General features: G+C 45.3%; 10 protein-coding genes and 1 pseudogene. 6 read left to right on the top strand and 5 right to left on the bottom strand.

The window, feature by feature from the left end:
- Nucleotides 1-304 precede the first annotated feature (304 nt).
- Nucleotides 305-760, top strand: a complete 456-nt coding sequence (locus BN587_RS07485) for a low molecular weight protein-tyrosine-phosphatase (protein ID WP_021720512.1) — start codon at nucleotides 305-307, stop codon at nucleotides 758-760.
- A 165-nt stretch (nucleotides 761-925) separates the two neighbouring features.
- Entirely contained in the window at nucleotides 926-2,104 is a 1,179-nt protein-coding gene (locus BN587_RS07480; protein WP_021720511.1) for a PLP-dependent aminotransferase family protein, read from the top strand.
- A 98-nt stretch (nucleotides 2,105-2,202) separates the two neighbouring features.
- Here BN587_RS07480 and BN587_RS07475 read toward each other — a convergent pair whose 3' ends face one another.
- Complete coding sequence (locus tag BN587_RS07475; protein WP_021720510.1) at nucleotides 2,203-3,288, bottom strand: hypothetical protein; 1,086 nt, start codon at nucleotides 3,286-3,288, stop codon at nucleotides 2,203-2,205.
- 225 nt (nucleotides 3,289-3,513) lie between these two features.
- Here BN587_RS07475 and BN587_RS07470 point away from each other — a divergent pair, with 225 nt between their 5' ends.
- Nucleotides 3,514-4,752 (top strand): MFS transporter, encoded by a 1,239-nt coding sequence (locus BN587_RS07470; RefSeq protein WP_021720509.1) that lies wholly within the window; start codon nucleotides 3,514-3,516, stop codon nucleotides 4,750-4,752.
- Nucleotides 4,753-4,838: 86 nt separating this feature from the next.
- Here BN587_RS07470 and BN587_RS07465 read toward each other — a convergent pair whose 3' ends face one another.
- Genes BN587_RS07465 through BN587_RS07455 form a run of 3 tightly spaced genes read right to left on the bottom strand, consistent with a single transcriptional unit; the run spans nucleotide 4,839 to nucleotide 7,968 of the window.
- Nucleotides 4,839-5,585, bottom strand: coding sequence for a C39 family peptidase (locus tag BN587_RS07465; protein ID WP_021720508.1), 747 nt, complete (start codon nucleotides 5,583-5,585; stop codon nucleotides 4,839-4,841).
- Nucleotides 5,582-7,102 (bottom strand): CCA tRNA nucleotidyltransferase, encoded by a 1,521-nt coding sequence (locus BN587_RS07460; RefSeq protein WP_021720507.1) that lies wholly within the window; start codon nucleotides 7,100-7,102, stop codon nucleotides 5,582-5,584. The genes BN587_RS07465 and BN587_RS07460 overlap by 4 nt, the downstream gene beginning before the upstream one ends.
- Before the next feature lie 20 nt (nucleotides 7,103-7,122).
- A complete protein-coding gene (locus tag BN587_RS07455; RefSeq protein WP_303684909.1) occupies nucleotides 7,123-7,968 on the bottom strand; it encodes an arylamine N-acetyltransferase family protein in 846 nt (281 codons plus the stop codon).
- A gap of 332 nt (nucleotides 7,969-8,300) precedes the next feature.
- On the opposite strand from BN587_RS07455, the gene BN587_RS07450 reads away from it, so the two are divergent.
- The 3 genes from BN587_RS07450 (at nucleotide 8,301) to BN587_RS07440 (ending at nucleotide 10,293) form a co-directional block, all read left to right on the top strand.
- Complete coding sequence (locus tag BN587_RS07450) at nucleotides 8,301-9,548, top strand: SLC13 family permease (protein ID WP_021720505.1); 1,248 nt, start codon at nucleotides 8,301-8,303, stop codon at nucleotides 9,546-9,548.
- A gap of 131 nt (nucleotides 9,549-9,679) precedes the next feature.
- Nucleotides 9,680-9,874, top strand: coding sequence for a type II toxin-antitoxin system HicA family toxin (locus BN587_RS07445; protein ID WP_021720504.1), 195 nt, complete (start codon nucleotides 9,680-9,682; stop codon nucleotides 9,872-9,874).
- A gap of 20 nt (nucleotides 9,875-9,894) precedes the next feature.
- A complete protein-coding gene (locus BN587_RS07440; RefSeq protein WP_021720503.1) occupies nucleotides 9,895-10,293 on the top strand; it encodes a type II toxin-antitoxin system HicB family antitoxin in 399 nt (132 codons plus the stop codon).
- 64 nt (nucleotides 10,294-10,357) lie between these two features.
- Here BN587_RS07440 and BN587_RS12215 read toward each other — a convergent pair.
- Nucleotides 10,358-10,536 (bottom strand): annotated as a pseudogene (locus BN587_RS12215) (AzlD domain-containing protein); the annotation flags it as partial.

Here is a 10,536-nt window from a genome sequence, read left to right as displayed (position 1 = left end):
GACGCCTGCTGAACGATGCCAAAATTGATTATAGGGATTCGTCTTTGAAACCATATAGAATTAAGTACAGAGTAAAAAATGTGACTCAGTAAGATGCTTAAGAAAACCAGTTCAAATCTATGAGCGGGTTTTCTTAGTAGTAAGACTTTCTCGTTTTACTACCAACTTTACTACTAAGCGGTAGTAAAATTTTGCCGTATTTCGCTATAATTTGCGTTGCAGCTTGTACTGCAGAAAAAATCAATAATGCCGAAAATAGCCTCAGAACAAGGCAAGATACGGCAGAATTAGGAGTTGAACCACTATGTACAAAATACTTTTCATCTGCCACGGCAACATCTGCCGTTCGCCTATGGCAGAGTTTTTATTGAAGGACATTGTAAAAAAGCGCGGCATTGCCGCTGATTTTGAAATTGCTTCGGCAGCGACGAGCAGGGAAGAAATCGGTAATCCCGTACATTATGGTACGCGTAACAAGCTGGCGCAGCTTGGCATCAGCGTCGCAGGCAAGCATGCAGTACAGGTGACAAAGCGTGACTACGAATATTACGATTTACTGCTGGCTATGGACAGCAATAATATCCGTAATTTGCGTCGTGTAATTGGTGAAGATACGCAGGGTAAGGTGCATCTTTTGCTCGATTATACCGAGCGTAAGGGTGCAAGCATTGCCGATCCGTGGTATACGGGTGACTTTGAAGTGACCTATGACGATATCATGGAAGGTCTGGATGGCTTACTGAAGTATCTGAAATATTAAAACAAACAAATTTCCGCGCAAACCGTTAATAAGTTAACACAATTTGCCATAAAAATAAATAGAATTAATCGAAAACGGTATTTTGCTTGTTTGTTTTAGATTGTGGTGCTACAATAAGTGTTACGGTAAAATAATATAGTTTCCAATGAAGAGAGGTTTTTAAACATGAAATTCGCAACACGTATGGAGCGTATGCAAGCTTCTGAAATCCGCGAGCTGTTAAAATTAACTGCTCAGCCTGATATTATTTCCTTTGCCGGCGGTCTGCCTGCACCGGAGCTGTTCCCTGTAGAAGAAATTGCCAAGGTTTCTCATGACCTGGTACTGAAGGAAGGTCGTCAACTGCTGCAATATGCAACTACCGAAGGCCGTCCGTCCCTGCGTGCAAAAATTGCTAAACGCATGGCTGATAAATATCACACCAACGTTGATCCTGATGACATTCTGATTACCACCGGTTCTCAACAATGCCTGGACTTCGCAGGCAAGCTGTTTCTGGATTCCGGCGATGTTGTTCTGTGTGAAAGCCCGTCTTACCTCGGCGCTTTGAACGCATTCAACGCTTACCAACCGAAATTTGTTGAGGTTCCGACCGATAACGGTGGTCTGATTCCGGAAGAACTGGACAAAATTCTGGAAACCACTCCGAATTGCAAATTTATCTATGTAATTCCTGACTTCCAAAACCCGACCGGTCGTACCTGGTCCATGGAACGCCGTCAAAAATTTATGGAAGTTGTTAACAAACACAACCTGCCTGTACTCGAAGATAATCCGTACGGCGAACTGCGCTATGAAGGCACTATCCTGCCGTCCCTGAAATCTATGGATACCAAAGGCTTGGTTATGTTCCTGGGCACCTTCTCCAAAATCTTCTGCCCGGGCCTGCGTCTTGGCTGGATTGCTGCAGAGCATAGCCTGCTGAGCGAGTTTGTAAAAATCAAACAAAGTGCTGACCTGCATACCTCTAACTTTGACCAAGGCGTTGCAGATGCTTACATGGAACAATACGACCTGGATGAGCATGTTAAAGAAATCGTTGCTCTGTACAAACATCGTCGTGATCTGATTCTCGAATCCATGGAGAAATACTTCCCGGCTGGCACCGAATGGACTCATCCGGAAGGTGGTCTGTTCCTGTGGCTGACCTTCCCTGAAGGCGTAAGCGCACGCAAAGTATTCAACAAATGCATCGAGATGAAGGTTGCCGGCGTTATCGGTGATGCCTTCTATCCGAACCAAAAGACTGACCGCAGCATGCGTATCAACTACTCCAACATGCCGGATGACCGCATTGTTGAAGGTATCCAACGTATGGCTAAAGCAATCAAAGAGTGCATGTAATTCTTTGACGGCTTAAGCTGTCTTGTAAATTTTACAGCTGATAAAAATTTAACCCCTGCAGAAAAATTTCTGCAGGGGTATTTTGTATATATGATGTTTTATGCTTTAGCAGCCTTTAAGGTTCTTTCGAACAGAATGTATAAAACTCCGGCAGCCTCGTCACTGAATTTAAAGATACTGTCGGTACCATCGGTGTGATGGAAGGTTACAATGTTGATGCCGTCAAAATCAGCACCGCTGAGAACGTTGAGTGGGATGTGGAAGGCGTTTTTCTTACCAATGTAAACTAAACGTTGATTAGTAAGGAAGAACATGCCAAGCTCTTCAATAATAGTCATTTCCTCGGTGAATTTGGGATGCTCGATTTTTTCGCCCTTGAAGGCAACAGTTTCATCAATGCGGAATTTGCGTGTCAGCTCATAGTAATTGTCCTCGCGTTCTATCATTTTGTTTTGGCATAGACCGCAGTTGGTATAGGCGTGGCAGATTTCGCCCGGGTTGAGCGGGAAGGCATCCTGCTTGATATCACCTAAAGGCATATGCTCTGCATTCCACAGGCTGCGGTATTTTTCCAGAGCGCTGACAATATTGTTCTTTAATTCGTAAGGGATATCCAATGTTGCGCAATCGGCACGCAGGGCAGCTTCTTCTTCCGGAGTATAACGCTGTGCGTTGCTGATTTCATCAAACTTTAGGTTGAAGTGTGCTTGGAAAACCTGCTTACGCATGGAAAGGCTGTCTTCGTAATCATAGCCGAATAAGTCATTCAATTGTTTGATATCCAGCTTTTCGGTGCCTGCAAGCAAATCGCGGCAGCGGACAAAATAAGCAGCTGTTTTTGCTGCCTTATCAGCCTGCTTTGCCAGATGCGGCGGCAGCTCCAAAATTTCTGCTAAGTGTGCAAGCTGTCCCCAAAGGCTGTCTTCCTTAGTCTGTACTTCGGTAAAGATAACATCCGCCAGCTTGCGGTAAATGCCGCTGCGTTGGTTGAAATTATCATCATTGAATTTTACACCCCATTTTTTCAGGGCGTGATGTACATCATCGGCACTGACAGCCAAAGCGTCTGGTGCTGCAGCCAACAGATTGTTGAGCTCCTTCCAGCCGTTTTCGGTCGGCTTGCTGCCGAACATTTTTGATAAAAAGCCGCATTCTTCTAATTCTTGCATGCTATATGGTTTCAAATTCTGCACTCTCCTTTACAGGCTCAAGGTCTGCATTTTGATTTTTACGTTGATAAAGTTGTCAGCGATTTACTTTATCGCTAACAATACGAATTTAATCTAAACAATATTATACGCTAAAAGTGTATCTATTGTCTAGAAAGAAAAAGCTTCGGCATTTATCTGCTGTGACTATCTGCCTGCAATGTGTTATAATAGCAATTAGAGAGATGAGAGGGAGATAAAATGTCAATACAAGCTTTTACTTCTAACAACAAAGGCAATTGGAAGGCAAATTTGCCGGTATTGTGGCTGGGAGTATTTTTATGCTGTGCCAGCTATACAATGTGCATCCCTTTTTTGCCTGTTTATCTGCTGCGTGAGCTGCATGTTGCCCAGCCTGATGTTAACTTCTGGGCAGGTATTACCTTTGCCGTAACTTTTATGGGTTCTGCCGTGATGGCACCTTATTGGGGCGCATTGGCTGACCATGTCGGGCAGAGGAAGATGGCGATTCGCGCTGGCTACGGCCTGGCGCTGACCTATTTCCTGACCGGCGTCTGTCAGGATGTCTATCAGCTTCTTCTGGTGCGTATTGTGTGCGGTGTTGTTGCCGGCTTTGTGCCTGCCTGTATGTCGATGGCGTCTTCATCCTTACCGGAGGAGCGTATGGGCTGGGGTATGGGACTGATGCAGACTGCGGTAGCCAGCGGAACTATCATGGGACCGTTGATGGGCGGTTATCTTAGCAGCTGGTTTGGTATGCGTACTTCGTTTTATGTAGGCAGTCTGGCCTTGTTTATTGCAACTAGTGCCGTAGTGTTTATCGTTAAGGATATGTCCGTACTGAATAAGGGCGCGCGCGAAGCAAGTAATCTGCTGACTGATTTAAAGAATGCTTTGCATAACAAGGGCCTGTTGTATATTATGGCTATGTTCTTTGTGGTGCAGACCTGCGTAATGCTGATTCAGCCGCTGATTACATTGTACGTAGGCGAGCTGATGCATGATATGGGTGATGCTGCTATCAAGATGTCCGGTGTAGTTTTCTCGCTGTCCGGCATTACCGGCATTTTGGCGGCGCCGTTTTGGGGAAAACGCGGCCAACGCTTCGGTTATGTGCGCGTTTTCTGTATTGTAACCTTTATTGCCGGTTTTATTAACCTTTTCCAGGTGTTCATCAATACTGTTTGGCAGTTTGCAGCTATTCAGTTTGTTTACGGCCTGTTCCTGGCAGGTGCTGTGCCTAATATCAATGCTAACCTGACGCGTGTTACTGCTGCTAATATGCGCGGTAAGGCCTTTGGCCTGGTTACGAGCGCGCAGCAGTTTGGCGGTGTTGTAGGACCGCTTGTTGGCGGTGCCTTGGGCAGCTTTATGAGCTCGCGTTATGTGCTTGTGTTTGCCGGTTGCGTGCTTATGGCCTTAGCCTTGTATTCGTACTTTACGCGTGTGCGCGGAGTGGAGCAGGAAGCTGCAAGCTAAAAGTTTATACATATAAAATAAAAGACCGTTGCAGCAGGAAAATGCGGCAACGGTTTTGTTTTGGAAAAAACATTATGGAGTGCTTTTTAATCTTTCGGTTTAGCAGTCAGCCATTGGCGTTTTTGCTCACTTTGCGGGAAAAGCTGATGGTCAAACCACATATAGAAGAAGCGTTCTGCCGACACAATGCTGTAGCCGTCCTGCAGATGGTCGGTAGTATCATAGGGATCTGCCATAATAAGCACATCGTCACTTTGGTGTGCGGTGCCCATGCTGTCATAACCGATAATGACACGCCAATGCCCGCCCCAATCGACGTTTTCTACAATAATAGGTGTGTTGTTTTTCAGATTGCTCTCGACAAATTTAAGGAAATCCTTATAGTTGTCGGGAGTTTTATCTTTGATGGAGGAATGAATATCCCAGCCGATTTTTTCAAAGTAGTTTACCATGCCTTTAGTATTAGTGCCGACTGTTTTGCTGCTGCCCATGATTTTGGCAACGGCCAGCTCTTCATCAAGCGTTTTGTCCTTGTAATATTTTACTACCATATTTGCAGCGGCCGGACCACAGGTATAATGAGTGATTTGCTGCGTAGTGGCAAATTTCGGCAAAATAGTAAGATGCTCGTCAGATTGCATATTATAAAAATCAGGATGTTTAAAATAGGGTGAATCCTTGATATCGTGTTTGCCTACGAATTGTGCGGCACCGGCTGCCGGTGTGCTTCCTGGTGTGCCGATGGGCATAGGGGATTGCTGCAAAAGATAATTAAGGCCGCCTAAAATGACTATCAGGCAAACAATGGCCAATAAAATACGTTTTGTTTTCATAGCTGCTCTCCTGAACTGAGTGTAGTTTTACGCTTAAGATGCTTATGGACTGCTGTGAGCAAAGCTTCTTTTTCGTTAGGAAGATTACCGGATTGTACGCGTTCCAGCAGGTAGGTAAGAATATTTTTGATTTCTGCTTTGGAAACAAGCTCCAGCAGCTCGCGGCCGCCGATGGCAAGGTCCTTGCTGCATACAGGCATGCGTGTGCGTACCAGCTCCACAACCTGACGGCCTAAAAGGCGGCCTTCGGCCATCAGCTGTTCGTTCTCGCGGGCGTGGGTAGCACCCATATCCGCAAGAAAAACTTCTACCAGCAGGCTGTAGGCCTGCGCCAGCTCTGCCTGCGTGCGGAAGCCGGAGTTGGCAGCTTCGCTGCGCACCCAGCGCAGCAGGGTGCGCTCGCCAGTGAGCAGCATAGGCGCGAAGCGCATATGCTGCGCTACCAGCCAGGTAACCAAATGTACAAAGCTTTTGTTATAGCCTAGACGTGTCAGGATAGCTTTAGCCATTTTTGCGCTTTCTGCTTCGTGGCCGGGATCGCTTGGCTGTCCTTCCTTATTCAGCTTGCGTATATTCGGCAAACCCTTGCCCAGATCGTGTAGCACTAACGCCCAACGGATGGCTAAATCGTGCGGGCTGTTGTCAATTGCCAGCAGTGTGTGCTCCCAGGTGTCGTATAAATGAAAGCGTGGATTTTGGTGCAGACCTAAAAGATGCAGTGCTTCCGGCAGAATGGGAATAACAGTATCGTTGCCGTTTTCGCGGGCATGGCAGCTTGTACCTAAAAGGCCTGTTGCCATCATCAGCATTAAGCCCTTGCCTGCATATTCAGATGTAATGAGCTTTTCCAGCTCCTTGCGCACACGCTCCAACGAAAGTCCGGCACAGCGCTCAACCGGAAAGCTGTAGCCATGCGGCAGGTAGTAGGGCGTATTAGGCGCACCGCAGGCAGGCAGTGCTTCGCAGCCTGTCTGCTCGTACGTAAAGCCGAGCTGTGCCACAAAGCGGCAGGCACGCAGCATACGCAGCGCATCCTCATGAAAGCGTTGCTTAGCATCACCTACAGTGCGTAAAATTTTCTGCTGCAAATCCTGCTGACCGTCAAAGTAGTCATACAATGTGCCGTCCAGTGATAGCGCCATAGCGTTGACAGTAAAATCACGGCGACTCAAATCCTCGCGCAGACTGCTGCAAAACCAGGTTGCAGCAGGGCGATGCATGTCGTCATCGTTATAGCGTTCGCCACGAAAGGTTGTTACTTCGGTAGCAACGCCGTTGATAACGATGACTACGCAGCCGAAATTATGACCTAATTGGTCAACAGTTTTCCAACCATTTTGCTTACAAACTGCCAGAACCTGCTCCGGCAGAGCATTGGTGGTGATATCGTAATCATCCGGTGTCTTGCACAAAAGCAGATCACGCACGGCACCGCCGACAAGATAGGCTTCATAGCCGGCAGCGTTTAAGGCAGACAGTATTTTTTTTGTATAACTTGGAAAAAATAAATCAGGCATTTTACAAATCTCCTGTCGGCTTAGTATTCTATACCGTCATCCTTGAGGCGGTAGTCTACATTAATACCGAAATACTCCCAAAGAATTTCCTTGAGCTCGGCACCGGTGTTGATTTTATAGCGGTACTTAACGCGACCGCCGAGGTAAAATTTTAAATAGTTACTGCGGATGGTAATATTGCAGTCCTCGCGGAAAATAGAAAGCTTTTTGCTTTTGATAAACGGTGAGTCGGGATGAGCGTCGCACCAGAAGCTGGGGGTAATAAAATCCTTGTCTATCTGCGGTTCTTCTGTGAAGCCAAAGAGGCGTTTCCAAATTTTACCGCGTTCCTTCTGCCAAAGCAGCCAGCCCCAAAATTCACTGCGGGTAAACTTGTATTGGCTGATGCCGTCGCTTTGAATCAGTCCATCAACAATTTCCAACGGTACACGCGGACTTTCGCTGTTTACGCCGACATCGGTAAGATAACGCTTATCGCCTAAAGCTACACACATTACGCGGTGGCGGCGCAGCTGGTAGGTTTCCATTTTATCGATAAAGCGGGCGGAATAGCTGGTCACATCAAAGCCCAGGGATTCCAAAAGCCAGTTGTAAAGTCCGTTCAGCTCAAAGCAGATGCCGCCGCGGTTGTGCATGATAACCTTATTGAACATATCCTGTCTTTTGAGCGAGGTAATTTTGCCGTTAAGACAGTCAAAATTTTCATAGGGGATATATTTGAGGTGCGCGTCCTGCAATTTAGTCAAGGCTGCTAAATTAACAGCCGGCTCGAAATCGTTGAGCTGCAGCTTGCGCAGGTATTGTTGTATTTGCAGCTTCTTCATCGGCCGTCCGTTGATATCTGCATAATTTGGCAAAGCAATCATCTCCATAATGTAATTTTCACAGCGTTGTTATAGCTATGAAAATTGTCTAATCTTCTCTCAATTATTTATTGTAACATTTATTTTGCAGGAAATAAACTATTTTGCTTTAAAGAGTTGGAATAGCATAGCATATATCTGCACTGCTGGCGATAATAAAAAGACTATTCCTGCACGGAATAATTTTAATGCCAAACAAGAATAAATTAAACAAAACTACTGTTTTACAAAGTAATTCCTAAGTGTTATTATATAAATGGCGATTCTGTTATATTTAATATTACCGTTGTTACACTCTCAAATACACTCTCAAATAAATTTTTTGGAGGTTTCCGATGGCTCTGTTATCCTTGGGTTTTTTACTTCTGGCAATTATGCTTGGTTTTATCCGTAAGATGAATACGGGTCTTTTGTGCATAGCTTTTGCCTTGCTTTTGGGACGTATGGCAGGCATCAGTGATGCAGAAATTATTAAAGGCTTCAATGCTTCTTTGTTTCTGATGCTTTTGGGTGTAACCTATTTGTTCAGTCTGGCACAGATTAACGGCAGTCTGGATTTGCTGGCACAGAAGGTAATTTCCTTGGCGGGCAAGCGTGTTTATCTGATTCCGGTCATCATTTATGTATTCTCGATTATACTTGCCGCGCTTGGCCCAGGCTCCGTGCCTACTATGGCGATAATGATGGTTTTTTCTATGTCCTTGGCTGCGGAAATGAAAATAAGTCCTGTGCTGCTTTCAACCTTAACGGTTTTGGGTTCTTGCGCCGGTGGTTTATCACCGCTTGCTGCTACCGGCATTATCGGTGCGAATCTGTGCGCAGAGTTTGGCTTAACCGGTATTGAAAATGATTTTCTTATGAATGGCATTCTTTCCTTTACTATTTATGCTGTTATTGTCTACATTTTATTGGGTGGTTATAAGCTGCGTTCTGCTGCTGTGGAGCAGAAAAAAGAAGTTCCCTGCTTTAACAAAAGGCAGCTGACGACTATTGCCGGTATTGTAGTGATGGTGCTTATGGTTATGCTTTTGCGAATTAACGTCGGACTGGTCAGCTTTGCAGTTGCTGCAGTATTGTCCTTTTTACGTGTTTCCGATGAGAGCAAAGCTATCAGGCACATTCCTTGGAATACGCTGCTGCTGATTACCGGTGTCGGTGTTTTGATGCAGCTGATTATAGATCTCGGCGGTATTGAGGTGCTTTCCAATGTGCTTGTTTCGCTGATGAGCGCTAAAAGCGCTGCAGCGGTTATGGGCCTTACCTCCGGAATTATGAGCTGGTTCAGCTCAAGCAGCGGTGTTGTTATGCCTACGCTGCTGCCGACTGTGCCGCATGTTGCCCAGCAGCTTGGCGGGGTGAATGAGTTCGAATTGGCTTCCTCGATTACAACGATTTCACATGTCGCTGCCATCAGTCCGCTTTCTACAGGCGGTGCGTTGGCGTTGGCAGCATATGCTTCGGCCGCTAATGCTAATCAGAAGCAGCAGCAGAATCTTTTTATGAAAATGTTCGGTGTTTCTGCACTGGGCGTTTCCGTGTTGTGTGTTTTCTCTTATTTCGGCATGTTCCATTGGCTACTGTGAGGTAAAAATTTTATAATAATCTTTTGGTCTTCGTGCATATTTAGATATGTGCGAAGACTTTTTTGTTGCAGCGTGCATTCCTTTACATACGTAATATTACGTAGTATAATAAATTAAAGGAGGTTGCGTTCATGCCACTAACCCCTAAAGAAATGATCAGATTGCTTTTACAAAATGGTTTTGTTTATGTGAAGAGCAATAATGGTTCTCATCAAAAATATTTTAATCCACAGCGGAATATAACTGTTGCTGTACCTTTGCATACTAAAGAATTAAAGAAAGGCTTAGAACAGGCTATTTTAAAGCAGGCTGGATTAAAACGATAAGGAGAAGAAAGGAGCGTTTTATGTCTAAAAAATATTTTTATCCGGTAATTTTTGAACCTGAGGAAGTAGGCGTTTCTGTTTATGTTCCGGATATTCCCGGCTGCAATACTCAAGGAGATTCGTTGGAAGAAGCTTTGGAGATGGTGCAGGAAGTGATTGGCCTGATGTTGGAAGGTAAAAAGCCTGAAGAATATCCTCAGGCATCAAAACCAAATGAAATCAACCTGGAAGGCAGTCAGTTTGTGATGATGGTTGCTTTTGATAAGCTGGCGTATGATAAAAAGTATAATGCTAAGGCAGTGAAGAAAACGCTCTCGATTCCTGCATGGCTTAATAATATGGCAATTGATAACGATATCAATTTTTCTAATCTTTTGCAGCGCGCATTAATTAATGAATTGGGATTAAACGCACGTTGATTACAGTAATACAAAAAGCCGCCAGCCTGGAGAAAAATCTCCTGAGCCGGCAGCTTTTGGCACTTTACGGCACCATGATAAATTCTACGATAAACACTACTGCACAGCAGCAGCAAGCCACATGAAAAAGGCTCATGCCGCGCCAGGCGGTGGCAACGCCGACGCCGAGGGCAAGTGCACCTGCAACAGGTGTTTGTGTTTCCTGCAGGATAGCAGGAAAGGTCATTACTGCGAGAGTCGTGT

This window comes from Phascolarctobacterium succinatutens CAG:287 (assembly GCF_000434895.1).
Taxonomy (GTDB): domain Bacteria; phylum Bacillota; class Negativicutes; order Acidaminococcales; family Acidaminococcaceae; genus Phascolarctobacterium_A; species Phascolarctobacterium_A succinatutens_A.
Note: the sequence above shows the minus strand (reverse complement) of the source record. Positions and strands in the feature narration are given on the sequence as shown.

Coding starts and splice junctions, on each gene's coding strand:
- BN587_RS07485 (WP_021720512.1), top strand. CDS start 305: ATGTACAAAATACTTTTCATCTGCCACGGCAACATCTGCCGTTCGCCT.
- BN587_RS07480 (WP_021720511.1), top strand. CDS start 926: ATGAAATTCGCAACACGTATGGAGCGTATGCAAGCTTCTGAAATCCGC.
- BN587_RS07470 (WP_021720509.1), top strand. CDS start 3,514: ATGTCAATACAAGCTTTTACTTCTAACAACAAAGGCAATTGGAAGGCA.
- BN587_RS07465 (WP_021720508.1), bottom strand. CDS start 5,585: ATGAAAACAAAACGTATTTTATTGGCCATTGTTTGCCTGATAGTCATT.
- BN587_RS07460 (WP_021720507.1), bottom strand. CDS start 7,102: ATGCCTGATTTATTTTTTCCAAGTTATACAAAAAAAATACTGTCTGCC.
- BN587_RS07455 (WP_303684909.1), bottom strand. CDS start 7,968: ATGATTGCTTTGCCAAATTATGCAGATATCAACGGACGGCCGATGAAG.
- BN587_RS07450 (WP_021720505.1), top strand. CDS start 8,301: ATGGCTCTGTTATCCTTGGGTTTTTTACTTCTGGCAATTATGCTTGGT.
- BN587_RS07445 (WP_021720504.1), top strand. CDS start 9,680: ATGCCACTAACCCCTAAAGAAATGATCAGATTGCTTTTACAAAATGGT.
- BN587_RS07440 (WP_021720503.1), top strand. CDS start 9,895: ATGTCTAAAAAATATTTTTATCCGGTAATTTTTGAACCTGAGGAAGTA.